At 58.3% G+C, this 26,686-nt stretch carries 25 protein-coding genes; 5 read left to right on the top strand and 20 right to left on the bottom strand.

All coding sequences use genetic code 11. From position 1 onward, the window contains the following. From RI563_RS03645 to leuS, 10 genes are all read right to left on the bottom strand, one after another. Positions 1 to 1,838, bottom strand: a 1,838-nt coding sequence (locus tag RI563_RS03645; RefSeq protein WP_310692988.1) for a YhdP family protein, incomplete at its 3' end; no start/stop codon positions are given. Positions 1,839 to 1,878: 40 nt separating this feature from the next. Further along, positions 1,879 to 3,345: a ribonuclease G gene (rng, locus tag RI563_RS03650; RefSeq protein WP_310692989.1), complete on the bottom strand. Its 1,467-nt coding sequence runs from the start codon at positions 3,343 to 3,345 to the stop codon at positions 1,879 to 1,881. Positions 3,346 to 3,354: 9 nt separating this feature from the next. Continuing rightward, on the bottom strand, positions 3,355 to 3,960 hold the full coding sequence (locus tag RI563_RS03655; RefSeq protein WP_310692990.1) for a Maf family protein: 606 nt from the start codon (positions 3,958 to 3,960) through the stop codon (positions 3,355 to 3,357). Between the two features lie 74 nt (positions 3,961 to 4,034). Next, positions 4,035 to 4,502 carry a 23S rRNA (pseudouridine(1915)-N(3))-methyltransferase RlmH gene (gene rlmH / locus RI563_RS03660; RefSeq protein ID WP_310692991.1) on the bottom strand — a complete coding sequence of 156 codons (468 nt, stop codon included), beginning with the start codon at positions 4,500 to 4,502 and terminating at the stop codon, positions 4,035 to 4,037. A gap of 148 nt (positions 4,503 to 4,650) precedes the next feature. Beyond that, positions 4,651 to 4,995 carry a ribosome silencing factor gene (gene rsfS, locus RI563_RS03665; RefSeq protein ID WP_310692992.1) on the bottom strand — a complete coding sequence of 115 codons (345 nt, stop codon included), beginning with the start codon at positions 4,993 to 4,995 and terminating at the stop codon, positions 4,651 to 4,653. A gap of 12 nt (positions 4,996 to 5,007) precedes the next feature. Beyond that, a complete protein-coding gene (gene nadD / locus RI563_RS03670) occupies positions 5,008 to 5,643 on the bottom strand; it encodes a nicotinate-nucleotide adenylyltransferase (protein WP_310692993.1) in 636 nt (211 codons plus the stop codon). 102 nt (positions 5,644 to 5,745) lie between these two features. Beyond that, complete coding sequence (locus RI563_RS03675) at positions 5,746 to 7,014, bottom strand: glutamate-5-semialdehyde dehydrogenase (RefSeq protein WP_310692994.1); 1,269 nt, start codon at positions 7,012 to 7,014, stop codon at positions 5,746 to 5,748. 28 nt (positions 7,015 to 7,042) lie between these two features. After that, complete coding sequence (gene holA, locus RI563_RS03680) at positions 7,043 to 8,080, bottom strand: DNA polymerase III subunit delta (protein ID WP_310692995.1); 1,038 nt, start codon at positions 8,078 to 8,080, stop codon at positions 7,043 to 7,045. Next, positions 8,064 to 8,660, bottom strand: a complete 597-nt coding sequence (gene lptE, locus RI563_RS03685; RefSeq protein WP_310692996.1) for an LPS assembly lipoprotein LptE — start codon at positions 8,658 to 8,660, stop codon at positions 8,064 to 8,066. The genes holA and lptE overlap by 17 nt, the downstream gene beginning before the upstream one ends. A 9-nt stretch (positions 8,661 to 8,669) precedes the next feature. Further along, positions 8,670 to 11,126 (bottom strand): leucine--tRNA ligase, encoded by a 2,457-nt coding sequence (gene leuS / locus RI563_RS03690; RefSeq protein ID WP_310692997.1) that lies wholly within the window; start codon positions 11,124 to 11,126, stop codon positions 8,670 to 8,672. Positions 11,127 to 11,288: 162 nt separating this feature from the next. On the opposite strand from leuS, the gene RI563_RS03695 reads away from it, so the two are divergent. The 3 genes from RI563_RS03695 (at position 11,289) to RI563_RS03705 (ending at position 14,357) form a co-directional block, all read left to right on the top strand. Further along, positions 11,289 to 11,807 (top strand): zinc ribbon-containing protein, encoded by a 519-nt coding sequence (locus RI563_RS03695; RefSeq protein ID WP_310692998.1) that lies wholly within the window; start codon positions 11,289 to 11,291, stop codon positions 11,805 to 11,807. A gap of 474 nt (positions 11,808 to 12,281) precedes the next feature. After that, a complete protein-coding gene (locus RI563_RS03700; protein ID WP_310692999.1) occupies positions 12,282 to 12,503 on the top strand; it encodes a DUF2892 domain-containing protein in 222 nt (73 codons plus the stop codon). A 6-nt stretch (positions 12,504 to 12,509) separates the two neighbouring features. After that, a complete protein-coding gene (locus tag RI563_RS03705) occupies positions 12,510 to 14,357 on the top strand; it encodes a bifunctional diguanylate cyclase/phosphodiesterase (protein WP_310693000.1) in 1,848 nt (615 codons plus the stop codon). A gap of 48 nt (positions 14,358 to 14,405) precedes the next feature. Here RI563_RS03705 and RI563_RS03710 read toward each other — a convergent pair whose 3' ends face one another. Genes RI563_RS03710 through miaB form a run of 6 tightly spaced genes read right to left on the bottom strand, consistent with a single transcriptional unit; the run spans position 14,406 to position 19,932 of the window. Further along, positions 14,406 to 14,648: a hemerythrin family protein gene (locus RI563_RS03710; RefSeq protein ID WP_310693001.1), complete on the bottom strand. Its 243-nt coding sequence runs from the start codon at positions 14,646 to 14,648 to the stop codon at positions 14,406 to 14,408. 44 nt (positions 14,649 to 14,692) lie between these two features. Then, positions 14,693 to 16,234, bottom strand: a complete 1,542-nt coding sequence (gene lnt / locus RI563_RS03715) for an apolipoprotein N-acyltransferase (RefSeq protein ID WP_310693002.1) — start codon at positions 16,232 to 16,234, stop codon at positions 14,693 to 14,695. Beyond that, positions 16,224 to 17,126 carry an HlyC/CorC family transporter gene (locus tag RI563_RS03720; RefSeq protein ID WP_310693003.1) on the bottom strand — a complete coding sequence of 301 codons (903 nt, stop codon included), beginning with the start codon at positions 17,124 to 17,126 and terminating at the stop codon, positions 16,224 to 16,226. Before RI563_RS03720 ends, lnt begins: the two co-directional genes overlap by 11 nt. Continuing rightward, positions 17,123 to 17,584: an rRNA maturation RNase YbeY gene (ybeY, locus tag RI563_RS03725; RefSeq protein WP_310693004.1), complete on the bottom strand. Its 462-nt coding sequence runs from the start codon at positions 17,582 to 17,584 to the stop codon at positions 17,123 to 17,125. The genes RI563_RS03720 and ybeY overlap by 4 nt, the downstream gene beginning before the upstream one ends. Continuing rightward, positions 17,581 to 18,555 (bottom strand): PhoH family protein, encoded by a 975-nt coding sequence (locus RI563_RS03730; protein ID WP_310693005.1) that lies wholly within the window; start codon positions 18,553 to 18,555, stop codon positions 17,581 to 17,583. The genes ybeY and RI563_RS03730 overlap by 4 nt, the downstream gene beginning before the upstream one ends. A gap of 36 nt (positions 18,556 to 18,591) precedes the next feature. Continuing rightward, a complete protein-coding gene (miaB, locus tag RI563_RS03735) occupies positions 18,592 to 19,932 on the bottom strand; it encodes a tRNA (N6-isopentenyl adenosine(37)-C2)-methylthiotransferase MiaB (protein WP_310693006.1) in 1,341 nt (446 codons plus the stop codon). A 149-nt stretch (positions 19,933 to 20,081) separates the two neighbouring features. On the opposite strand from miaB, the gene RI563_RS03740 reads away from it, so the two are divergent. Continuing rightward, a complete protein-coding gene (locus tag RI563_RS03740) occupies positions 20,082 to 21,737 on the top strand; it encodes a cation:proton antiporter (RefSeq protein WP_310693007.1) in 1,656 nt (551 codons plus the stop codon). Positions 21,738 to 21,746: 9 nt separating this feature from the next. On the opposite strand, the gene RI563_RS03745 is transcribed toward RI563_RS03740, so the two are convergent. The 3 genes from RI563_RS03745 to RI563_RS03755 all read right to left on the bottom strand — a co-directional run bounded on the left by RI563_RS03745 (position 21,747) and on the right by RI563_RS03755 (position 24,618). Beyond that, entirely contained in the window at positions 21,747 to 22,943 is a 1,197-nt protein-coding gene (locus tag RI563_RS03745; RefSeq protein ID WP_310693008.1) for an ammonium transporter, read from the bottom strand. Positions 22,944 to 23,137: 194 nt separating this feature from the next. Continuing rightward, positions 23,138 to 24,046, bottom strand: a complete 909-nt coding sequence (locus RI563_RS03750; protein WP_310693009.1) for an HDOD domain-containing protein — start codon at positions 24,044 to 24,046, stop codon at positions 23,138 to 23,140. 44 nt (positions 24,047 to 24,090) lie between these two features. Continuing rightward, entirely contained in the window at positions 24,091 to 24,618 is a 528-nt protein-coding gene (locus RI563_RS03755) for a hypothetical protein (protein WP_310693010.1), read from the bottom strand. 214 nt (positions 24,619 to 24,832) lie between these two features. Between RI563_RS03755 and RI563_RS03760 the strand changes: the two genes are divergently transcribed. Then, positions 24,833 to 25,969 (top strand): diguanylate cyclase, encoded by a 1,137-nt coding sequence (locus tag RI563_RS03760; RefSeq protein ID WP_310693011.1) that lies wholly within the window; start codon positions 24,833 to 24,835, stop codon positions 25,967 to 25,969. A gap of 24 nt (positions 25,970 to 25,993) precedes the next feature. On the opposite strand, the gene RI563_RS03765 is transcribed toward RI563_RS03760, so the two are convergent. Next, positions 25,994 to 26,494 (bottom strand): protein disulfide oxidoreductase, encoded by a 501-nt coding sequence (locus RI563_RS03765; RefSeq protein ID WP_310693012.1) that lies wholly within the window; start codon positions 26,492 to 26,494, stop codon positions 25,994 to 25,996. Positions 26,495 to 26,686: the final 192 nt, after the last annotated feature.

Raw genomic sequence — 26,686 nt, forward strand, 5'->3', positions numbered from 1 at the left:
AAGGTGGCCGACAAATCAATACCCGTAATCGCCGGCCAGCCCTCGCGATAATTCAGACGCACATCCCGGGCATCGAGATCGACCTTGAACTGCCCGCGTCGATCGCGAAAAGGAAAGTCGCCTAACCGACCGTTAAACACCAGACCACCCTCACTGACATGGCCGCTGACAATACTGCGATCCAGCCAGTTCACCAGCTTATCTTTCATGATGCCGGCTGGATAATAACGCCTGGCATGTTCCGCCTTGCCGTTTTTAAACCGTGCCTGCAAATCCAGATAGGGAGATACGGAACGATCCTGAGGCAGGCTCAATAACAGATCGGCCGTCAGTTGAACATGGTCGGTACCCACCTCTAGCTGTTCGCTTTGCAACTGCCAGCCCTGCTCGCTGCGCGACCAGTGTAATGTGCTGTCAAACCGGTTTAACGTTAACGGCTCGCGGAACAGGCGTGGCGCATCGACACTGGCATAACCGGAATGCAATGCGACCCGGCCCTGGCGATGGTCGGCATAAAGCTGTCCCTGCAGACCGCTCACTCCCGGCAGATCACGCCAGGGCTCGGAGGAGAGATGCTCGAAAGCGGCCTGCAACCGGTAACGGGATTCCTGTTGTTCATTGCGTGTATGGCGAAAGTGCAGCCGTCGGACATCCCCCACCGGCTTGACGTTTTGCAGGAAATCACGCTGCCGTGCATCGGGCAGATTGGTCTGCAACAACAGACCGGCAACATCCTCAATACGGAAGTAGTCGCTGTCCACTTGCCACTGAGCGGCCTGTTCCTCGTCACCGCGGGTATGGTGAATACTGAAACGGGTTTGCGGCCAGACATCGCCTGAGCTCATGTACTGGAAGCGATCCACGTTGAGCGTCCAGCCATCGGTATGATTGTCGACGTCAAACAGCCCTCCCATCAATCGTACGTGATAGGAGTCATCCATAATCGGTAGCGACATATCCAGATCATAAGCGGTGAGATCGCCACTGAGTTGCGCTATCGCATTATCTTTCCAGGTTCCCCAGAGCTGGAAATCGGCAGTCCCTGAATTGAGGCTGACACCCTGGTATTCGGGTTTGACGCCCCATTGATCCAGTTGTACCGCGTCGCCGCGCAGATAGATGTCGCCTTTCATCTTGCGCGGGTTGAGGATATCGCCGCGAACATCCATGGCAAGTTCAAAATGCTTGCCCATGCGAGCGGGAAGTTTGACCTTGCCGTTAAGCTGATGGCGTTGATTGTCATTGCGCAACACCAGGTTGACATCATCAAAATGCAGAATGTTTCCGTCCTGCTTCAGGTCTTTCCAGATAATCGTACTGTTGCGCAGGGACAACCGGCTGCGCTTGAACAGCCAGTCGGCCAGTTCTCCCGATCCGCGAGGCTGACCGGTCTGAAACGTTTTTTCGAGATTGGCAACATCCACGCCTTGCAATAAAAACCGCCCGTCCTGTTGCCGGGTTACCGCCAGCTGAATGCCGTCAATCGTAAAATCGCGGGGCACGACCTGACGTTGTTGAATAGAGTCGATCAGGGCCACCCCCAGCCGCGCCTGGTCGAAGCGCACCAGCTCACGATCGCCGGTTTTATCCAGCATGTAGACATTGTCGAAAATCAGTGTGGGGGTAAAACCGACCAGCCGCGCATCCATGGATTCGATTCTCACGGTATGATCCAGGAAAGCGCTGGCCAGCTCTTCCAGATCCGAACGATAAGCAGTCAGATCGGGTAAAAAAATACGAAACAGCGAGACCAGTACCGCCAGGATGACAACCAGTGCCGCCAGGCTGTACCAGAGGAAACGCCGAAGGGTGCGCAGGTATTTTTTTGCTTTGGCCACGTTAAATTATCGTCATTCTATCAGCGTGCAGCCATTACTGTTACATCAGCACCACATCAAACTGTTCCTGGGTGTATTCCGACTCCACCTGGAACTTGATCGGCTTGCCGATAAACTCTTCCAGCTCCGCCACACTGGTTGACTCCTCATCCAGCAACATATCCACCACCGGCTGGGCGGCCAGCACCAGAAACTGCTGGGCATCGAACTGGCGCGCCTCGCGCAGAATCTCGCGGAAGATCTCGAAACAGACCGTTTCGGCGGTCAACAAAGTACCGCGCCCGTTACAGATAGGACACGGTTCGCACAGAATATGTTCCAGACTTTCGCGGGTTCGTTTACGGGTCATCTCCACCAGCCCCAGGCTCGAGACTTCAGTAATGTGATTCTTGGCATGATCCCGTTCGAGGCTCTTTTCCAGCGCCCGCAGAACCTGGCGCCGGTGCTCAATATCCACCATGTCGATAAAGTCGATAATAATAATGCCGCCCAGATTGCGCAGGCGTAGCTGGCGCACGATCGCCTGGGTGGCTTCCAGATTGGTTTTGAAGATGGTCTCTTCGAGATTGCGATGTCCGACGAAGGCACCGGTATTCACATCAATGGTTGTCATCGCCTCGGTCTGATCGATAATCAGATAGCCACCGGATTTGAGTTGTACCTTACGTTCCAGGGCGCGACGAATTTCATCCTCGACACCGTAAAGATCGAAAATAGGTCGCTCGCCCGGATAATACTCAACCTGATCGGCCAGCTCGCAGATAAACTTGGCAGCGAACTTTTTGACCTTGTGATAGGTTTCGTTGGAATCGATACGAATCTTTTCAATATCACTGCCACTGAGATCGCGCATGGTACGCATTACCAGGGGCAGATCCTCGTACAGAAGATTGCTGTTGTCACCGTTACCGGTGGCGCTGCGCTCCTGGATCGATGTCCACAATTTCTGCAGGAAACACATGTCGTTGTAAATCGCCTCGTCGGAAACCCCCTCGGCCACGGTGCGTATAATGTAGCCTCCGGAGTCGAACTGCGGGGCATAATCGGCGACGATCTCTTTCAAACGCTGACGCTCGGCTTCCTCGTCGATTTTTTGCGAGACGCCGACATGTTCGGCACCGGGCATGTAAACCAGATACCGTGACGGAATGGAAAGCTGGGTGGTCAGGCGCGCGCCTTTGGAGCCCATCGGATCCTTGACCACCTGGACCACCACATCCTGGCCTTCGGTAAGCAGTTCCATGATGGTTTGCGAGTTTTTCTCACCCTCATTGTCATTACGCACGGCAATATCGGAGACATGCAGAAACGCCGTGCGATCCAGTCCCATCTCGATAAAAGCCGCCTGCATACCAGGCAATACCCGGCTGACTTTGCCACGATAGATATTGCCTACCAGGCCGCGCTTGCGTGCCCGCTCGATGTGCACTTCCTGCAATACACCATTTTCCACGTAGGCGACACGGGTCTCCTGTGGGGTGACATTGATTAGCAGTTCTTCACTCATTCTGTCCGCTCACTCCTGATCCCACTCCTGATTCGGGAACAATTCGACACCGGCCTGTTGTAATAATTGTGCGGTCTCGTACAACGGCAATCCCATCACGCCCGAGTAACTGCCGTACAGTTCACGGATAAAGGCCGCTGCATAACCCTGAATGGCATAGGCACCTGCCTTGCCCTGGCTTTCGCCGGTTTGCCAATAGCGTTCACACTCTGCCCGGCTCAATTCCCGAAACGTCACCTGGCTGACATTAAGTGCGTTGCGTTCATCATGATCGATCAGCGCCACGCCGCTGAGTACCTGATGGGTCCGACCCGATAACTGCTGCAGCATGGCGATCGCTTCCTCTCGATCCTGCGGTTTGCCCAATATCTTATCGTCAATGACGATGACCGTATCGGCACCGAGTACCGGTCGCGGCGCCGCTGGATCGATTAACTCCAGACCGGCGCGCGCCTTGTCCCGCGCCACCCGGCGCACATACGCGTCGGGCGCTTCGTCATCCAGTCGGGTCTCGCTGACCGAGACATCCAGCAACCGGTAACGGACACCGATCTGTATGAGCAGTTCGCGACGCCGCGGCGAGGCCGATGCCAGATAAATATCAAAAGGCTCCATAACTGTGAGTGTACCCTGTTCCGGCCCCGGGTTTCAGTGTCCGGTACGGCTGTTCGGGAGTGCCCGGTTTCAGGCTATTTATGGTATGGATGGTGCTTGAGTATGCTCATGGCCCGATACAGCTGTTCTGCCACAATAATGCGCACCAGCGGATGAGGCAAGGTCAGGGGGGAGAGTGACCAGCGGCCGGCGGCCTGTTGCAGGCACCCGGTCGCAAGACCGTCCGGGCCGCCTATCATCAGGGCGATATCCTGCCCGCCCTGCAGCCAGTCGCGCAACTGATCGGCCAGCTGTTCCGTTGACCAGCTCTTGCCCCCACCATCGAGCGCCCAGAGCTGGCTGTTCTTCGGTACCGCCGCCAGCAGCTTTTCGCTTTCCTGCTGTTTGAGTTGCTCGACGGCACTGCTCTTGCCGCGTTTGGCCAGGGGAATCTCGAGCAGATTCAGGCGGCACTCGGGCGGCATGCGCCGGGCATATTCCTCATACCCCTGCTGTACCCAGCCGGGCATTTTGCTGCCCACTGCCAGTAGATGAATCTGCATGCCCTGCCTGCCGGTTAAAAAATCGATGAATTCGGTGTGATCAGATTTTGGTTAGCGCTGTTGAATGACCACCGAACATACCGAAATACACTGAAAACACAGCAACTGAATTGTCGGTGCGTTCGGTGTTGTCAGTGGTAATCCGGCTTTACTTCTCGACCGCCGCCGGACTTGCTTCGCCCCAGAGTTTTTCCAGGTTGTAAAAGTCGCGTATCGACGGCTGCATGATATGCGCTACGACATCGCCGAGATCGACCAGCACCCATTCGGCATGTTGCTCGCCTTCCACGCCCAGAGGTTTAACACCGGCGGCTTTGGCCTTTTCGATAATGTTGTCGGCGATGGCCTTGACCTGGCGCGCGGTATTGCCACTGGCAATCACCATGACATCGGTCACGCTGGACTGGCCGCTGACGTCCAGAATCTTCACATCGATTCCCTTGACGTCCTCGATTGCATCCACCACCAGTTGTTTCAGTTGTTCACCATTCATGAGCGTCTCTGTTTATCCATAGATGTGTTGCGTTTTGATCAGTTCGTGGACGGTATCCGGCAACAAATAACGAATGTCCCGTCCGCTTGCCAGTTCCTCGCGAATACCGCTGGCGGAAATATCCAGCTGGGTCACCGACTGGAAAGCCAGTTTGCCGGCCGGGTGACGAACCAGTTGTTCCGGTTCGCTGTAGCGTGCCTGGATCTCATTGGCCAGAATCGAGCCCGGACGCATATCGCGCAACGACCAGCCGGGCCGATGGGTGATCACCAGGTGGGCGTAATCGAAAAGATCCTGCCAGCGGTGCCAGCCTTCCAGACCCAGAAAGGCATCCAGCCCCAGGATCAGGCACACCGGGGTCGAGTCCCCCAGCTCTTCGCGCAGACTGTGCAGGGTATCGACCATGTAGGAGGGGCCACTGCGGCGCAGTTCCCGATCGTCGATGGCAAAGCCGGGCTGGTCGGCAATCGCCGCGCGCACCATCATCAACCGCAGCAGGGCCGAGGCCTGAGGCTTGCTCCGGTGCGGCGGCTCGGCACTGGGAATAAAGCGCAGCTCCCGCAGTCCCAGCGCCTGATAGATCTCCAGCGCCGGTCGCAGATGGCCGAAATGGATGGGATCGAACGTCCCGCCAAGAATCCCGATCATGATAAATACAGGGCCGAAGGCCGAAGGACGAGAGACAACTGCATTGGCATCATTACCTCTAAAAGCACGCTGGTTTCCTCGTCCCTCGTAACTCGTCCCTCGTCACTTGCGGATATGACCATCACCGATCACGATGTATTTCTGCGAGGTCAGGCCGTGCAGGCCCACCGGGCCACGGGCGTGGATCTTGTCGGTACTGATCCCGATCTCGGCCCCCAGACCATATTCGAAACCGTCGGCAAACCGGGTCGAGGCGTTGACCATCACCGAGCTGGCATCCACCTCGCTGAGAAAACGCCGCGCCCGGCCGATATCCTGGCTCAGGATCGATTCGGTATGACCGGAACCGTGCGCATGAATATGTTCGATGGCGGCATCCAGATCCTCGACGATCCGGATCGACAGGATCGGCGCCAGATACTCGGTGTCCCAGTCTTCCTCGGTGGCGGCGATGGCCTCTTTTAAAATCGCCCGGGTTGCCTCGCAGCCCCGCAGCTCGACGCCCTCCTCCTGGTATAAGCGGCCGAGTTGCGGCAATACCTGCCCGGCAATCGCTTTGTGTACCAGCAGGGTCTCCATGGTGTTGCAGGTGCCGTAACGCTGGGTCTTGGCATTGAACGCCACGGCCACCGCCTTGTCGACGTCGGCCCGCTCATCGATATAGACATGACAGACGCCATGCAGATGCTTGATCACCGGCACCCGCGAATCGGCGGTAATCCGCTCGATCAGCCCCTTGCCGCCACGCGGGACGATCACATCGACAAACTCGGGCATGGTGATCAGTTCCCCGACCGCCGCGCGATCGGTCATTTCGATCACCTGCACCGCCTCGTCGGGCAGCCCGGCCTGCTGCAGGCCCTGGCGGATACAGGCGGCAATGGCCTGGTTGGAGTGCTCGGCTTCGGAGCCGCCCCGCAAAATGGCGGCATTACCCGATTTGAGGCACAGGGCGGCCGCATCGGCGGTCACATTGGGACGCGATTCGTAAATGATGCCGATGACCCCCAGCGGCACCCGCATCTTGCCCACCTCGATCCCCGAGGGGCGATAGGCCATCTCGCTGATTTCACCGACCGGATCGGGCAGCGCGGCAATCTGGCGCAGCCCTTCGGCCATGGCGGCAATGCGCTCGGCGTTGAGTTCCAGGCGATCCAGCAGGGCCGCATCCAGCCCCTTGTCCCGCCCGGCCTGCATGTCTTCGCGGTTGGCCGCCAGCAGGGCGTCCTGGCCGGCCTCCAGCGCCGCGGCAATCGCCTCCAGCGCGGTGTTTTTCTGGCTGGTTCCCGCGCGCGCCATCGCCCGCGAGGCCTGGCGGGCCTGGCGGCCCAGCTGGGTCATGTACTGCTTGATATCGACTTTGGCGTCCATGGTGTTCGGTTTTACCTGTAATGTGAAATCAGCTGGCGGCCCGACCGGGTTCAAACAGGGGACGATCGGCCAGCGCCATGATCAATTGTAACAATTCCTCCCACGGCTCGCCTGCCGCCTGTCCCTTGAGACAGTGATCGATGCGTCGGCAACGCTGTAAGAGCGATCGCCATGTTGCGGCCTGCGGGTGACGGCGCAGGGCGGCGCTCACCGGAGCCTTGCGTTTGTCCCAGACCCGGTATTGCTGCAGCACGGCCGCCAGCGGCTGACCGCCCTCCAGTACGGCGGCCATGCCCGCCAGCGAGCGGATCTCCCGGCTCAGGGCCCAGAGTACCAGAATCGCCTCGACCCCCTCGCCGCGCAGCCCGTACAGCATGCGCTGGGCCCGCACCCTGTCCCCGCTGAGAGTGACATCCACCAGCGAGAACAGATCATAGCGGGCACTGTCGGCCACTGCCGCCGCCACCTGTTCGGCATCGATGGGACCGGGGCCATTGAGCAGGCGCAGCTTTTCGAGCTCCTGATCGGCGGCCAGCAGGTTGCCTTCGATGCGATCCACCAGCAGTTGCAGGGCCGCCTCGCCGGGCTGCATCTCACGCAGGGCCATGCGCTGCTTCAGCCAGGCGGGCAGCTGCGCCGCGTCGATGGGCCACACGGCCAGTGTGACGCCGGCCCGATCGATGGCCTTGTACCATTTGCTGTTCTGCTGGGTTTTATCCAGCTTGGCACTGATGATCAGCAACAGCGTATCCGACGGCGGGTTATCGAGATAGGCCTGCAGCGCCTTGCTGCCCTCGGTCCCCGGCTTGCCGGTAGGCAGGCGCAGTTCGATCAACTGTTTTTCGGCAAACAGGGACAGATTGGCCGTGGAAGCACCCAGATTCTGCCAGTCAAAGCGGGCATCGGCGTGCAGCACCTGGCGGTCGGTATAGCCCTGCTCCCGGGCGTGCTGGCGCAGGGCATTGACGGCCTGATCGATCTGGAAGGGTTCGTCGCCGCTGATCAGATAGACCGGCGCCAGTCCCTTTTGTAACTGAGCGGGAAGCTGATCAGCGCGCAGTTTCATCGTCGGCCCCATTGCCCGCTTCGAACGCCGGGGCGGGTTCTTCGCCCTCCGGCGCCGGCTGCGCCGCGCGGTGCCGCAGCTGGAAGGTAATACGGCGCATCATCTGCAGCGCCGCTTCTTCGGCCAGCAGACGCTCGAGACGCGCTTCCTCGTCATCCATGGCCAGGGCATTGTTCGGATCAAACTGGTAGGCGCGGCTGACAGTGATGTTCTGATTCTGCAGTAGCGGCTGGCCGCCGGCATCCTCCAGCGTGAAGCGGACCTGATAACGCAGCTCATATTCGTTGGGACGCCCGGCGCTGTCCACCGACAGGGTACGCCGGGTCACGTCCTCGCCATTGATCACCAGTCGCGCGGCCGACGATCCGACAGCCTCACGCTCGAAATCGAGCCGGGCGTTCGACAGGCGCCAGGAGCGACTCAGCGATTCACCCAGTGCCGAATAGGGTGCCACGCCTTCGGCCACGGTGTATTGCAATTCGGGAGGCATGTCCACCGCGCCACGCAGGCGAAAGCCACAGGCCTGCAGCGCCAGGGCCAGGATCAGTAACAGGGGCAACCAGTAGCGTGTCATGGACATTGCGCGCCTCTATTTCACCACGATATTGACCAGCTTGCCGGGCACCACGATCAGCTTGATGATCCCCTTGCCCTCGATAAAGCGTTGCACATTCTCTTCCTGCTGGGCGGCCTGTTCGATCTGGTTGCGCTCGGCATCCACCGGCACACTGATACGACCGCGCAGTTTGCCGTTAACCTGCACCACCAGCTCGACCTCCTCGCGCACCAGGGCCGACTCATCCGCCTGCGGCCATCGCTGTTCGATCACCGCGTCCTCATGGCCCAGCGCCTGCCACAGCACGTGAGTAATATGCGGCACGATGGGCGACAATAACAGCACCGCCGTCTCCAGGGCCTCCTGGACCACGGCCCGGCCCGCCGGGGACTCGTCGTCGAACTTGCCCAGCGCGTTCATCAGTTCCATGACTGCAGCGATGGCGGTATTGAAGGTAAAGCGCCGGCCCATGTCGTCGGTGCACTTGGCGATGGTCTCGTGCACCTGACGGCGCAGGCTTTTCTGTTTATCGGAAAGGCTGGCCGCATCGACCGCCCCGGCCGGGCCGCCTTCGACGTGTTGCTGTACCCGCGCCCACAGCCGTTTGAGAAAACGATAGCCGCCATCCACCCCGGCGTCAGACCATTCGAGCGATTGCTCCGGCGGCGCGGCGAACATCATGAACAGCCGCGCGGTATCGGCGCCATATTTGTCGATCAGTGCCTGCGGATCCACCGTGTTGCCCTTGGACTTGGACATCTTGGCGCCGTCTTTTAATACCATGCCCTGGGTCAGCAGGTGGGTAAACGGTTCAGCGTGTTGAATCAGCCCCACGTCGCGCATCAGCTTGTTGTAAAAGCGGGCATAGAGCAGGTGCAAAATGGCGTGCTCGATGCCGCCAATGTACTGATCCACCGGCAACCAGTAGTCGGCCCGGGTATCCAGCATCGCCTTGTCGTTGTCCGCACTGGCGTAACGCGCGTAGTACCAGCTCGACTCCATGAAGGTATCGAAGGTATCGGTTTCGCGCTCGGCCTTGCCGCCACATTTCGGGCAACGGGTGTTATAGAACTCGGGCATCTGCTTGAGCGGCGAGCCAACCACGCCCTCGAAATTCACCTCTTCGGGCAACACCACCGGCAGATCTTTTTCCGGCACCGGCACTTCGCCACACTTTTTGCAATGGACGATCGGAATCGGCGCGCCCCAGTAACGCTGGCGCGACACGCCCCAGTCGCGCAGCCGATACGTGACCCGTTTCTCACCACGCTTTTGCTGTTGCAACTGCGCCGCAATTTTTTCGAACGCCGCGTCGGAACTGAGCCCGTCGAACGGCCCGGAGTTGATCAGCCGACCCTTGTCAGTAAAAGCGCCCTGGCTCATATCCGGCAGCTCACCTTCCAGCGGCGTGATCACCGGCCGGATGGGCAGGCCATAGGCGCGGGCAAACTCCCAGTCACGCTGATCGTGCGCGGGTACCGACATCACCGCCCCTTCGCCATAACTCATCAACACGAAGTTGGCCACGTAGATCGGAATCCGATCGCCGCTGATCGGATGCACGGCCTTGAAACCGGTATCGATGCCTTTTTTCTCCAGGGTTTCGACCGTGGCCTCGGCAGTGCCGCTCTGCTCGCACTCTTTTATAAAGGCCGCAACATTGGCATAGCGCTCGCCCGCCTCCTGTGCCAGCGGGTGCTGCGCGGCCACGGCCATGTAGGTGACGCCCATCAGGGTATCCGGGCGGGTAGTAAAGACTTTTAGCCGTTCCTTGCGCTCGGCCAGGTCAAAGGCGATCTCCACCCCGTGGGACTTGCCGATCCAGTTGCGCTGCATGGTGCGCACCTGCTCCGGCCAGCCCTCCAGGTTATCCAGTTCATCGAGCAGTTCGTCGGCATAGGCGGTAATCTTCATGAACCACTGCGGGATATCCTTGCGCTCCACTGCCGTATCGCAGCGCCAGCACTTGCCCTCGATCACCTGCTCGTTGGCCAGCACGGTCAGATCGTTCGGACACCAGTTGACCGGCGAGGTCTTTTTGTAAACCAGCCCTTTTTTATACAGTTTGGTAAACAGCCACTGCTCCCAGCGGTAATAATCGGGATCGCAGGTGGCCAGTTCCCGATCCCAGTCGTAACCGAGCCCCAGCCGCTTGAGCTGGGTGCGCATGTAATCGATGTTCTGCCGGGTCCAGGCGGCCGGGGCCACCTGGTTCTGCATGGCCGCGTTTTCCGCCGGCAGGCCGAAGGCATCCCAGCCCATCGGCTGCAGCACATTCTTGCCCTGCATGCGCTGATAACGGCTGATCACATCCCCGATGGTGTAATTGCGAACATGGCCCATGTGCAGGCGGCCGCTCGGATAGGGAAACATGGACAGGCAATAGAATTTTTCCCTGGCCGGATCCTCGCTGACCTTGAAGGATTGCTGTGCTTCCCAGTACTGCTGGGCGGCCTGTTCGATCTGTTCGGGGCGGTATTGTTCGTCCATTCGCTCGCTGCTTCGGTTGATCTTCGGATAGGGATAAGCGGCCTATTCTACTCCGCCCGCCCGCCGGGCAAAACCGCCATATTCGGCCCGGGGGCTTGCAAGTGCCGGCCAGCGGACCCAAGATAACCTTATCCGGTTGGACAAAATAAGGAATCGACGCAAATGAATGATACTCAGGATCGGCTGCTCAAGGCCTACCGCGACATGATGCACCATCTGCGCGACGCGTGGACGGACGTTGAAGAAAAAGCGTTGCCACCCCTGCAGGAGCGCCTCGACAAGGCCATGCAACAGGCTTCGGAGATGGGCGAACTCAGCCGCGAGGAAGCCGAACGCGTCCGTGAATATGTGCGTCGCGATGTGGAAGAAGCGGCGGATTTTATGAGCGAGAACGGTCGCCAGCTGAAGGAATGGCTCCAGTTCGATCTGCAGTTTGCCGAATCCAAATTCGCCGAAATGTTTGCCGCCGTGGCCGATCGCACCCGGCTGGAGCTGGATATGCTGGCCGAACGGGCCCGCCGGGTCGGCGAATGGCATACCGGGGAAATCACCGGCATCGGTGTCCTGCAGTGCAAACAGTGTGGCGAGAAACTGCACTTCGAAAAGCCGGGCCACATCCCCCCCTGCCCCAAATGCCAGGGTACCGTGTTCAAGAAATATTTCGGTCCCCCGCAAGAATAAAACCGCCGCTTTCTGAACTGAGGCCACAGCCTGATCCCGCCAGTAACTGTCCCGGTACGACCCGACCGGGACAGTTCGATCGCCACGTTCCATGCTCAAAAGCCGCTATGTCGAATCATGCGCGGAACATATTTTATATGCGCATGGGGACACCCCTGAACGCAGCCCTGATCCTGACTTGCTGATTGCCAACAGTAGCCGGCTATTTGTCACACAGGTCGGTATTATTGTCGCCGGGATAAAATTCATTAGCGCAAACAGGTTGTAGCACAGGCGCCAAAATTCTGACAACACCCTGGCCGTCAAAATCTCATCGCTTCGCGGACGAAACAAGCGTCGCAATCAGCTTTTACCCATGCAGAACCATCAGGAAATACAAACTGATTTGCCTTTGCATAACATATAAACTATAAGGATATAAGCATCCTGTATCCGGTAACTGCATCCGGATTCCGTAACTTGAAGGACGGCATCATGATACAGCTATCGAAAAATATCCGTCCCATCGAACGCGGCATACGCAGTCTTGTTGGGTTGTTGCTGATCTACCTCGGATTCATCGACACCAGTATGATTCCGGATGCCCTGTTTTCCTTTCTGGTCGGCATGTTCGGTGTGGCCAACCTGACCAGCGGCTTACTGGGATGGTGTCCGATGTACCATTTGACCCGCACCACGGCCAGTGACGGCGAGTAATGGCTGATGCAGTTACGTGGCTGGCTGGTTGTCGCTTTCAGTACCCTGTCTTTGTGTATCATCATCATTTTCGGTTACATGGCTCACCGCACCTCGCAGGAAGCCCGCCTGAATGCCGAATACAGCTTTATCCAGCAACGTCTGCAAACCCTTTCCTGGCTGCTGAGACAGGAGACATCTGTCACGGAAGAAGTTTTGCCCCCAATACCCGGACAGGTTCCCGATAGCCTGATTGATAGCGATGAATTTCTTGTTATTCAAAACAGGCAGGGCACTGTTCGAACACTGGGCAATCCGCCCGCAGGCTGGCAAAAAGCAGCCACCCACCTTGATCCAGCAGATGACACTTCACTGGTTAGCATCGACAACCAGCAATACTTGACCAGCACCACTTCCCTTGATAACGGTCTGCGCCTGTCGCTCCACAGACTGGTCAGTAATCGATTAGAGGTTTTTAAGGGCTACTCTGCATGGAGCCGGTTCATTGTGGCGGCCCTGTTGACCCTCTGGCTGGCCATATGGGGCGCGTTGATACTTGCCGCCTGGATCAGCCGCCAGCTTGATCGACAAAACAAGCAACTATTTTACCATGCCATGCATGACAGCCTGACAGGCCTCCCCAACCGTTTGATGTTGCGCCAGGAACTCGAGCGGATTATCAATCAGCCGCCGGGGCCACTTGTCGCGCTTTATATCCTTGATATTGAACGTTTTCAGGAACTGAACGATACCCTCGGTCATGCCTACGGCGATGACTTGCTGAAAAAAATTGGCGAACGACTCAGCAGAAACAGACTTCCCTATGAGCTGATGGCACGCATGGGTAGTGATGAATTCGGGATTATCGCGCTGCATGACAGGCAGGAGCAGATAAAGGAGTTTGCCGAGCAGATCAACCGTCAACTGGAAAGACCCGTCAGTTTTGACAAGATACAGTTTCATACCAAGCTTAACATCGGTGTGGCGGTATTCCCGGAACATGGCGAAGAAACCAACAGTCTTATCCAAAACGCCGAAGTTGCCCTCTACAGGGCCAAATCACTGAAGCAGCCCCTGATACTGTATAAACATGAAGATAATCCTTACAGCATCGCCCGACTCAAACTGATCAGCGAATTACACCACGCCATTAAACATCACGAACTGCAGATCCATTACCAGGCAAAGTACGATCTTGAGAGTGGTCTAATCACCGGGGCCGAAGCTCTGGCTCGCTGGGAATATGGCAAAAATAATTATATTCCGCCTGACACCTTTATCCCGCTTGCCGAACAGACCGGCCTGATCGGTCAGCTTTCCAGACAAATGCTTTACGGTGCCATCCGGCAATGGCATGAATGGTACCGGCAGGGTTATGACATCCAGCTATCGCTGAATATATGCTCAAGCGACTTCGAGGACCCGCTTTTCAGAGAGGATATTCGCCGCTGCCTATCCCAGTGGCAGGTGCCACCCGGGAGAATCATTCTGGAAATCACTGAAAACACCTTGATGGAAACTCATGACACCAACCGACGCTTGCTCGAGTCGTTGCGTAACAGCGGCGTCATGCTATCCATTGATGATTTTGGAACAGGGTTCTCATCTCTCGCCTATCTGCGCCATCTGCCGATTACAGAAATCAAGATCGACAAGGTTTTTGTTCAGGGAATGCTGAACAGCGCCAATGACCGGGCCATTGTCAAAACCATCATTGATCTGGCACACAACCTCGGCTTTCAGGTTGTGGCGGAAGGCGTCGAGGACAACCAGACCCTGCTGTTACTGCAGGAGATGGGATGCGAGGTCATTCAGGGTTACCATATTGGCAGACCGGTCCCGGCTGACAAGTTTAAAAATCGGCTTGCGGAATAATTCCCTGCCCAACGATTGTAATCGTTCGACCGGATTACAGGACGGCTATCAATCCCGGTGTTCTTCTTCCGCACTCAGACTGACCAGCCCTTTCAGCCGTGTGCGGGCGATGACATGCAGCACAATCCCGCAACCAATGAAGAAGATCACCGAGGCCATGAACGAGGCGTGAATCGGATCACCGGATTGCCGTGGCTCGTACACCAGGGCGGCGATCGTGAAACCGGCGGCCGCCAGATAACAGAGCACGGCGATGACCAGGGAAATTTTCTGAGCCAGATTGCGTTGCATTGGCGGTGCCTCTCGGGTTGTCGGGCCGGGGATATCTGAGCCTGTCAGCCAGCTCCGGCAACAGGTCGCTTCCTGACGAGCCAGACGAGCACAACGCCAGTTAGTAACAATAACAGCAAAACCGGATAATTGCCGAAGCGAATATACGGCGTGCTACCCCGTCGGGGCTGAATCGTCCCCCGGGTGACATGGGTTTCAAACTGGACGGAACGGGCAATAAGGCGCCCCTTGTGATCGACGATGGCACTGATCCCGTTGGTGGTCGCCCGCAATAGCGGCCGGCCGGTTTCCAGGGCACGCATGCGCGCAATTTGCAGATGCTGATGCGGCGCGAAGGAATCACCATACCAGGCATTGTTGCTGCCATTGATCATCAGCGTCGCTTCGGGCAGTTGCCGGATCACTTCCTCACCGAACACATCCTCGTAACAAACCGTGGCGGCCACTGAATGACCGGCGGCCTGTAACAGGGGCTGATCAGGATCGCCCGAACTGAAGCTGGACATAGGCAAATCGAAAAAAGCAATCATGCCACGCAGCATCGACTCCAGCGGCACATACTCGCCAAACGGAACCAGGTGAGTTTTATGATACATCCCCGGGCTGCGGCCCACGCTGAGCAGACTGTTGTAATAGGCCCGGCTCTGGCGATCCATTACCGGCAGACCCAGCACAATATCCGTGTCATGTTCTCGCGCCCGCTGTTGCAGTTCAGCCAGATAATCATCCTTGATATTGTGATAAAAAGTGCTCACCGCGTTTTCCGGCCAGACAACCAGATCGCTGTTCCATTCCTGCCCGGTCAGCTCGCGGTACAGGGATAACCGTTTGGCCAGCGCCTCCGGATCCCATTTGGTCGCCTGTGGCAAATTGCCCTGAATTAAACTGGCGCGCAGCGGTTGCCCCTGGGGCTGGCTCCAGGTGATTTGCAATAAAGCGTACCCCAGCAGATGCAGAGCGACGAATAACAGCAACAGACCCAGCTGCTTGCGCCGGCTGCGATAGAGCAGGATTAATAACAACAATGCCGCGCCCAGCAGTGTTATCCAGCCCAGACCATAGCTACCCAGTACTGGTGCATAACCGGCCAGGCCACTGTCGATCTGGCTGTAACCCAGATTCAGCCAGGGAAAGCCGGTCAAGAACCAGCCGCGAACCCATTCCAGTCCGATCCACAACGCCGGAAAAACCAGCAACAGGCTCAACAGACGTTGATGGGCATATCCGGCCAGCGCGTTGCGTACCCGCACGGCGAGATAGCCGAGTAATCCGTAATAGAGGGCGAGAAAAGCGACGAACAGCGCGGTTAAAAAGGTAGCCAGCATGATCGAGGCATAACCGAACTCATGAATGGCGACATAGACCCACGAAACACCGACGCCGAACAGGCCGAGCCCGAACAGATAACCGCTGAGCAGTGCCTGGCGCGGCGTGGCATCCAGCCACAGATAGAACAGTAATGCCGGGGCCAGGTAGGCCAGCGGCAGGAAGACAAATGGTTCAAAAGCCAGCGGCAGGGCTGCGCCGGCCAGAAGCGCCAGGCCATAGCGGGCATGGCGCTGGCTTAACAACGGTTCAGCCGCCACGCGCACTGCTGCGTTCGACGCTCTCGGCTTGCGTCGGGGCTTCGAGCTGACGTACCTCCAGCAGATGGACCTGACGATTGGTGGCCCGCAGAACCCGGAACTGCAGATTCCCCAGCTCGATCACTTCACCACGCTTGGGTAGATGTCCCAGCTGATTGATCACCAGGCCACCGATCGTATCGAATTCCTCATCACTGTAGTCGGTACCGAAGTGATGATTGAAATCCTCGATGGGCGTAATGCCCTTGACCGTGGCGGTCTGGTTTTCATGTTGCAGGATCTGCGTATCTTCCTCAAAGTCATGCTCATCCTCGATCTCACCGACGATCTGCTCCAGCACGTCCTCGATGGTCACCAGCCCGGCCACGCCACCGTATTCATCGACCACGATCGCCATATGATTACGGTTGGCGCGAAACTCCTTGAGCAGTACGTTGAGTCGTTTGCTTTCGGGAATGATGACGGCGGGACGCAGGATATCGCGAATATTCAGTCGGCTTTGTTCACCTTCGAGAAAATAGGGCAGCAGATCCTTGGCCAGCAGAATACCGATCACATCGTCCTTGCTCTCCCCCACGGCCGGAAAGCGGGAGTGAGCGGAATCAATCACCGTTTTTAATATCTGTTTGGGATCGGCGTCGCGTTCGACGACAGTCATTTGCGAGCGCGGGATCATGATATCGCGCACCTGCATGTCAGAGACCTGCAGGACACCTTCGATCATGGCCAGGGCATCAATGTCGATGACCTGGTTACGGTGTGCTTCGTGCAGGACTTCCTGCAGCTGGTCCAGATCTTTCAGGTCGCCCTGCAGGGCCTGACCCAGTCTTTCCAGCCACGATTTTTGCGGTTTGGTGTCTTTGTCGGGACTTCCCGATCGATCTTCGCTCATTGCGCTTCTTCCAGTCGGTAAGGATTGGTATAGCCCAGTTCTTCCATGATGCTGATTTCCCGACGCTCCATTGCTTCTGCCTCGTCCTGTTGCAGATGATCATACCCCAGTAAATGCAGGGTGCCGTGTACTACCATATGCGCCCAGTGGGCCGTCTCTTGCTTGCCCTGTTCCTTTGCCTCGCGTTGTACCACCGGGGCAGAGATCACCAGATCACCGAGCAAATTCAGTTCCACCTCGGGTGGACACTCGAACGGAAACGACAACACGTTGGTCGGTCCGCTTTTGTGCCGGTACTGCTCGTTCAGTTCGGCGCTTTCAGCTTCATCGACGATACGCACTGTCAATTCAGCATTTTTACGCTTCTCGGCTCGTAAGGCCGCGCTGACCCAGCGATGGATGTCCGCGTCGCCCGGGCCGGTCGCCGCGATCCGCTGCACCTCCACCTCAATACTCATGGCAACGGATCTTCGCCGCGCGCCTCGTACGCCTGGACAATGCGTTGCACCAGCGGATGGCGCACCACGTCCTTGGCATTGAAAAAGGTAAAGCTGATGCCCTCCACGTCCTTCAGCACTTCGATCACCTGACGCAGCCCCGATTGCTGGTTGCGCGGCAGATCCACCTGGGTCACGTCGCCGGTCACCACCACGGTGGAACCGAAACCGATGCGGGTCAGGAACATTTTCATCTGTTCCACGGTGGTATTCTGCGCCTCATCCAGAATAATGAACGATTCGTTTAACGTACGCCCACGCATGTAGGCCAGCGGCGCCACTTCGATCACGTTACGCTCCATCAGCCTGGCCACCGTTTCAAAGCCCAGCATTTCGTACAGCGCATCGTAGAGCGGACGCAAATAGGGGTCGATCTTCTGCGCCAGATCGCCGGGCAAAAAGCCGAGCCGTTCGCCCGACTCCACCGCCGGGCGGGTCAATACCAGCCGCCGGACTTCCTCACGCTCCAGCGCCTGCACCGCGGCGGCCACCGCCAGATAGGTCTTGCCAGTGCCGGCCGGGCCGATACCGAAATTGAGATCGTTATCCTTGAGGTTGCTCAGGTACTGCTTCTGGTTCGGGCCACGGCCACGCACCGACCCGCGCGGCGTGGTCAGGATCACTTCATCCTTCGGCGTAATATCCGCCACCAGCGCATCGACGCCGGACTCCTGTAAATGGAGATTGACCTGCGATGGGTTCAGGGTCTGGTGTTCGGTTTCGGCATACAGGTCTCGCAGTACCTCACCAGCGGCCTGGACGGAACGGCTATCACCGATCACCCGGAAGTTGTTGCCGCGATTGTTCACCTCCACACCCAGGCGTCGTTCGATCTGGCGCAGATGTTCGTCGAACTGGCCGCACAGGTTGGCCAGCCGCTGATTATCAGCGGGTTCGAGAACGATATCGGTAGAAAAAGCGTGGCTGCTCAAGACGGGATCTGGGTTATCTTATTAAGGTATGGGCAATCAGGCACAGCGGACGGACTGGCTCACCAGTTCGCCGCGCAGGGAGTTGGGCAGAGCTTCGGTAATCGTCACGTCGACAAACTCACCGACCAGTTCAGGATCACCCTTGAAGTTTACCACACGATTGTTGGCCGTGCGCCCGGCAAGTTGGCCCGGATCTTTCCGGGAAGGACCGCTGACCAGAACCTGCTGGGTGGAGCCGATCATATTGCGGCTGATTTCCCCCGCCTGCTGGTTGATGCGCTCCTGCAAAATGGCCAGGCGCTGTTTTTTGACATCCAGCGGCACATCATCGGGCAAGGATGAGGCCGGCGTTCCCGGCCGGGCACTGTAAACAAAACTGAACGAGTGGTCGAAGCCGATTTCGGCAATCAAATCCATGGTCGCCTCGAAGTCCGCATCGCTCTCGCCGGGGAAACCGACGATAAAATCCGAAGAGAGACTGATATCCGGGCGCACCTCGCGCAGGCGACGGATGGTGGCCTTGTATTCGACGGCGGTATGCTTGCGTTTCATCTGCGCCAGGATCCGGTCCGAGCCGCTTTGCACCGGCAGGTGCAGGTGACTGACCAGCTCGGGCACCTCGGCATAGGCCTGGAACAGGCTCTCGTTCATCTCCAGCGGATGGGAGGTGGTATAACGAATGCGATCGATGCCGTCGATGGCGGCCACATACTGGATCAGCAGGCCGAGATCGGCCATCTCGCCGTCGTCCATCACGCCGCGATAGGCATTGACGTTCTGCCCCAGCAGGGTCACCTCGCGCACGCCGCGCTCGGCCAGCTCCGCCACCTCGGCAATCACATCATCGAACGGCCGGCTGAACTCCTCGCCCCGGGTATAGGGCACCACGCAGAAACTGCAGTATTTGCTGCAGCCCTCCATGATGGACACAAAGGCGCTGGGGCCGTCGGTCCGCGGTTCAGGCATGTGGTCGAATTTTTCGATCTCGGGGAAGGAGATATCCACCACCGAATGTTTACGGGCGCGCGCATCGTCCAGCATCTGCGGCAGCCGATGCAGGGTCTGGGGACCGAAGACCAGATCCACATAGGGTGCGCGCTTCAAAATGGCGTCCCCTTCCTGGCTGGCGACACAACCGCCCACGCCGATCACCAGCTCCGGGCGAGCCTGTTTGAGCTCGCGCCACATCCCCAGATGGGAGAAGACCTTCTCCTGCGCCTTTTCGCGCACCGAGCAGGTATTGAGCAGCAACACGTCGGCCTCCTCGACCTGATCGGTCAATTCCAGGCCGTGCGACGCCCGCAGCACGTCGGCCATCTTGGCCGTGTCGTACTCGTTCATCTGACAACCGAAAGTGCGTATGTGTAGCTTGCCCATTTTTTAACCAGTGAAATTCGGGAGCGCAAAGGTAGCATTTTCACTTCGGTGTTTCCAGCTATCCGGCCATTTCATCTCCTGCGCGACAGCTGTGCGGGAGGCTGGCACAATGCCAACAGGCTGACACCCGCCGGAGGCGACCGGATACCGTGCTGGAAAATATCTTCTTGCAGTTTGGCCTGATTATCGGCCTGGCCGCCGTCGTCGGCGCCCTGGCGCAGTTTCTGCGCCAGCCGCTGATCGTGGCCTTTATCGCGGTCGGGATCCTGCTGGGTCCCTCGGCACTGGGCTGGGTCACCCACAGCAACGAGATCGAGCTGTTCGCGCGCCTGGGCATCGCCCTGCTGCTGTTCGTGGTCGGCCTGAAGCTGGATCTACACATCATTCGCAGCGTCGGCCCGGTCGCGCTGATCTCCGGCCTGGGCCAGGTGATTTTCACCTCGGTGATCGGCTATCTCATCGGTCTGGCACTGGGCATGGCGCACATCACTGCCCTGTATGTGGCCGTGGCGCTGACCTTCTCCAGCACCATCATCATCGTCAAGCTGCTGTCGGACAAGCGCGAGCTCGATTCCCTGCACGGGCGTATCGCGGTGGGCTTTTTGATCGTCCAGGACATCGTGGTAGTACTGGTCATGATTGCGCTGACCGCCTTCGGCCAGGCCAGCGCCGATCTCAATATGGCCCAGGAAGCGCTCTTCATTCTGCTCAAGGGCGCCCTGATGCTGGTCACCGTGGCCGTGCTGATGCGCTATATCCTGCCGCCCCTGTTGCATCGCCTGGCTCATTCGGCGGAGTTGCTGATGCTGTTTGCCATCGCCTGGGCGGTGCTGGGTGCTGCCGCCGGTGATGCGCTGGGCTTCAGCAAGGAAGTGGGCGCCTTTCTGGCCGGGATCTCCATCGCCTCGACCCCCTATCGGGAACTGGTGGCGGCGCGCCTGGTCAGCCTGCGCGATTTTCTGTTGTTGTTCTTTTTTATCGAACTGGGTGCCAGCCTGGAACTGGGGACCCTCGGGGCCCAGCTGGGCGCGGCGGGGCTCTTCTCGGTCTTCGTGCTGATTGGCAACCCGCTGATCGTCATGGCCATCATGGGCTACATGGGCTATCGCAAGCGCACCGGTTTTCTGGCCGGCCTGGCGGTCGCCCAGATCAGTGAGTTCTCACTCATCCTGGCGGCCCTGGGACTGAGCCTCGGTCACCTGGGCCCGGAGACCGTCGGCCTGATCACCCTGGTGGGACTCATCACCATCAGTCTTTCCACCTATATGATTCTTTATTCACATCCGCTGTACGATCGCCTTGCGCCTTATCTTGGGATCTTCGAACGCAAAATCACTCACCGGGAGTCGGACCAGGCGACGGGGGATGTCGAGGATGCCAGTATTCTGCTGTTCGGTCTGGGACGCTTCGGCGCGGCCGTGGCAGCCAATCTGCGCAGCCACGGTTACCGGATTCTCGCGGTGGACTTCGACCCCGAGGTGGCGCGTCTGCACACCCGCGAAGGCTACGCCGCCCGTTATGGCGATGCCGAGGATCCGGAGTTTCTCGCCACGCTGCCACTGGATCGGGTGCGCTGGGTCATCAGCACCATCCGGGATCGGAGCATCAATCGCATGCTGCTCAGCGGCCTGCGCCAGCAGGGCTATAACGGCCGGATTGCGCTCTCCAGTGCCCATCGCCATGACGCCCAGCTGTACGCGCAGGAAGGTATCGATCTGGTACTGGTGCCCTATGCCGATGCGGCCAAAGAAGCCGCCGAACGGATCCTGAGCGCCGACGCAATGCCCGGCAACCAATCGCGCTGATCCGGGCGCTCAGTCGATCACCGACTCCGAGGCAATCTTGTGGATACTCAGATCGGCACCACGGTACTCCTCTTCCTGGCTCAGGCGAATCCCGACCGAGGCTTTGAGCAGGCCATAGACCAGGAACCCGCCGAGCAGCGCGATCCCTACGCCGATCAGGGTCCCGACCAGCTGGGCCATAAAGCTGACGCCACCCATGCCCCCGAGCGCTTCCAGGCCGAAAATGCCGGCCGCCAGTGCGCCCCATGCCCCACACAGCCCGTGCAACGGCCAGACCCCGAGCACATCATCGATGCGCCATTTGTTCTGGGCCTGCGTGAAGGCCCAGACGAACAGCGCCCCGGCCACCAACCCGGTAGCCAGCGCACCAAGTGGGTGCATGATATCGGAACCGGCACAGACGGCCACCAGCCCGGCCAGCGGACCGTTGTGCACGAAACCGGGGTCGTTTTTGCCCATCACCAGCGCGGCGAGGATCCCACCGACCATGGCCATCAATGAGTTGGCGGCCACCAGGCCGCTGATATCGCCCACCTTCTGGGCCGACATCACATTGAAGCCAAACCAGCCAACGGTCAGGATCCAGGCACCCAGTGCCAGAAACGGAATGCTGGAAGGCGGGTGGGCGGCCGTGGCACGCCCGTCCTTGCCGTAACGCCCGTGGCGGCTGCCAAGCATTAGCACCGCCCCCAGCGCCAGCCAGCCGCCCACCGCATGCACCACAACAGAACCGGCAAAATCATGGAAGCCGGCGCCAAAGGTCGTCGCCAGCCAGGCCTGCATGCCGAAATTGCCGTTCCAGGCCATGCCTTCGAACAACGGGTAGATCAGCGCCACGATAATAAAGGTGGCCGCCAGCTGCGGGTAGAAACGGGCCCGCTCGGCGATGCCCCCGGAGATAATGGCCGGAATCGCGGCGGCGAAGGTCAGCAAAAAGAAAAACTTCACCAGTTCATAACCGCTGTTTGCCGTCAGCGCCGGCGCCGCCTGGAAAAAGCCTGTGCCATAGGCAATGGCGTAACCGATAAAGAAATAGGCGATGGTCGAGGCGGCGAAATCGGTGATGATCTTGACCAGGGCGTTGACCTGATTTTTCTTGCGCACCGTGCCAACTTCCAGAAAGGCAAACCCCGAATGCATGGCCAGCACCATGATGGCCCCCAGCAGTATGAACAGCACGTCAGTGGCGGTTTGAAAGTGTTCCATCTTGTTATCCTGAAAATGCTCAAAGTTGGGTCAGGAGTTAGCAAGATACGCACCACTTCGGCGCCGACTGTATTTACAAGAACTTAGCGAAAACCGGCCAGTAACAACGGACCTGTTATGCCCTGTTCGAGTGCGCAACAATGTTACATGCACCAGAATGGCACGTTATGGGAATCAACTACCGGGAGAGACGATCAACGCGAGCGAAAACCGCGCGGCAGGATCACTTCCAGAGCGTCACTGAACAGGGGGCCGGCACGATGGCATAACGGATCGATGATCGATTCATCCAGACTCAGGGTCTGCCAGGCAAGGGGATCAATCGGCTGGACATAGACATCACTACTACTATCAAGTCCCTGCTCGGCCATGCCGGTGATGCTGTTGGCGACATGGACAATACAGGCCTCGATCAGGTGCGCCGGTGCCTCGCCCGGGCGGTGATGATAATCGACCGCCGCACACAACGACTCGGGCATCTGCCAGACACTGAGCAGTTCCGCGCCGATTCGGGCGTGATCGAAACCCAGCAGACGCTGTTCGGCCTCGAAATCACCACAGGGCTTTTCCGCGGCCAGGTCGATCGCGGCGCGCGATTGTTCAGGCAAGCGGTTATACATCACCAGCTTGCCAATGTCGTGCAACAAGCCGGCGACAAACAACCGCTCGCTATGTAATACATGACACTCTTCGGCCAGCAACTGGGCCACCACCGCACAATAAACACTGTGTCGCCAGAAATGGACCATGTTTAACAGGTCGGTCGGAATCCGGGAGAAGGTCTCCACCGCGGAAGCGGCCAGCACCAATCCGCGTAATTCGCGCAGGCCGATCACCGTCACGGCCCGGGAGACAGTTTCAATTCGGGACGGAAAACCGTAAAAAGAGCTGTTTACAATCTTGAGCAGGCGTGCCGTGAGACTCGCGTCCTGGCTGATCACCTTGCCCAGCTCACCGGCCGAGGTATCGGGTTCCTCGACCATTTCATTGACTCGCAAACAGACCTCCGGCAGAGAGACCAGACGCACCGCGCCACCGACCAGATCCGCGGGGGAAATACCGGCGGGATAGTCGCCGGACTCCTGTTGGGTTACATCATTCATTGAAAAAAGTTAGCGACTGTCCCGGCAACAACTTTAACCAGGGCTCATTCATCGGCTTCCTCGCGACGTTTGGCCAGGCTCAATTGCGCCATCTGGCTGACCTCGGGCAGGGGATCACCGCTCAGACGTTGCAGGGTGAGCACATCGGTATTCCAGTTACGCGCCACCTCCAGGCGAATCTCCCCATTGTCATCGCTGGCGAGGATCGCCAGCGCCTCGGCAGAGACATATTCAAATCGGGCAACCACGCTGCGCACGGCCGGGTCGGGATCGCGAGCCAGCTTGAGGAACGTGCGATCGGCCGTGCCAAGATTGGTGGCCACGCCAACGCGCACCTGTGGATGCGGGTCACCGGCCAGTTGATGTAGCAGTTCGGGCGGCGCACGACGATTACGACCGACCCGCTGGCGCACCACCCAATCGCTATTTCCGGCCAGAATGTGCAGACGCTCCGGCGATGTAGCAGGATGGCCCGCCTCCCGCCGGTGCTGCTGTGTCTCATCGGCCAGCGCCGGGGGCAAGCCCAGCAACAGTATCAGGCTCCATACAACAGACCATCGGACATAACGCATGACAGGTTCCTTAACATGATGGAATCGGCAAGTGGCTATCCTTCCCCGGCAGCCTTCTTTCGTCAAGCTTTGTTCGCTTATGCCGACAACCTTTACCAGGCGAGGGCGTGTCACCGGAAAACCGACCTGGCGCCTTTGCCAAGCCCGGCGTATCCCGATATGCTGGAGGCGTGTCGGGCCTGTTGTCACATGACACCAACAACGATAATCGAGAATGGAAGAAGACGAGAATAACATTCCCCGCATTCTGGCCGTAGACGACTCCCGCGTGATGCGCCGGGCCATGACCAAGGTTCTGGGCAAGGCGTACCATGTCATCGAGGCCGAGCACGGCGAGGACGCCTGGACCTACCTGACCAACGACCCTGATATTCAGGTGGTCTTTACCGATCTTTCCATGCCCTATCTGGACGGCTTTGGTCTGCTGGAGCGCATGCGCGAGTCGGACGATCCCCGTCTGCGCGAAATGCCGGTTATCATCATCACCGGCAAGGACGATGACGACGAAACCAAGCAACGGGCACTGGATAAGGGTGCTTCCGACTTTATTACCAAGCCGTTTGATTCGGTACAGTTACAGGCCCGGGCCAAGGCCCACGTCAATTTCGAACAGACCACCCGCAAGCTCACCGAAACTTCCGACAAACTGGAACAACAGGCCGCCATCGATCAGGTCACCGGTCTGGGCGGACAGACCTACTTCTGCCGCGCCGCCGATGAAAGCCTGGCCTATTTCAAACGCCACGGTGGCCAGTTCACGCTGTTGCGCATGGATATCGACGACTTCAATGCGCTGTTTATCGCCAACGGCAAGGCGCTGGCGGACAAGATACTGGAACAGATTGGCAAAACTCTGGCCCCCCTGGTGCGCAAGGAAGATATGCTGGCGCGCATCGGGCTGGCCAAGTTCGCCATGTTGCTGCGCGACACCCCGATCGAGGACGCCACCCAGCTGGCCGAACGCATACGTCAGGAAATCAATGCCTTGAGTTTTGATGCCGGCGGACAACAACTGCATGTCACCGTGAGCATTGGCCTGTTCGAACCGCATCTGAGCGAGGACTCGGAAATCAAGGCCCTGATTACCGAAGCCGAAAAGTACCTGAACAAGGCGATCGAGGCTGGCGGCAACCAGACGGTGGTCAAATCCCTGCGCAAGGGCAGCGGTGCCGAGCACCTGGATGTCAATCAGGCGCTCAGGTTACTGGCCGAAGGCAAGGAGGATCTGCTCAAGCCCCATCTTGGCAGCCTGATCGAACAGGTCATGCCCCTGCTAAACTACATCGGCCAGCAATCCAGTGACGATATGGCCCGGGCCATTCAGGCGCTGCAGGAGAAGCTGGAAAAATAATTTCCCTCGCATCTGGCGAAGGCATCACTGCATCCACCATAAGCGCAAACGCAGTCCCCATTCGGTGGTGTAACCCACCGCCCGAAAGGCGATCTCTCCATTACGATTGATCATTAACGTGGTGGGAACACCACGTACGCCAAAACGGTTCGCCAGTTGACCATCCTCATCCAGCAGTGTCATGAAATTCAGCCCCTGCTCCTGCATATAGGCCTGCACTTCCTCCCTGCTACCGGATTGCATGGCAACGCTGATAACCTGATGGTCACGACTCAATGCCTGGATAGTGTCCTGTTCAAAACGGCAAATCGGGCACCAGCTGGCCCAGAAATGCAGAACATACGGCTTGCCGGCAATATCCCGGGAATCAAAATACCCATCCTGTAACATCGGCGCGACATATTCAGGCACCGGGCCGCTAACCAGGTTCCGTTTTTGATACTGTTGCGCACCGAAATAGACCAGCGCAAACACCAGCAACCAGAGCAGAAAGCGGACGGGTTTGGGAAGTTTTACAGTTAGCATAAACTGATTACAGGCTAATCACCGGAGATTTAAAAGCACATCGAGTCCGCGAATAAACGCCAATCAACGCAAATTACAAATAAATCCATTTGCGTTCATTCGCGTTTATTCGCGGATCATTTCCCAGCAACCATTGAAAAGAGCCTCCGCGCGACAATTATCCCGGTTAATTTTCACCACGAAGACACGAAG

The organism is Thiohalophilus sp., from assembly GCF_031581315.1.
Lineage (GTDB): Bacteria > Pseudomonadota > Gammaproteobacteria > UBA6429 > Thiohalophilaceae > Thiohalophilus.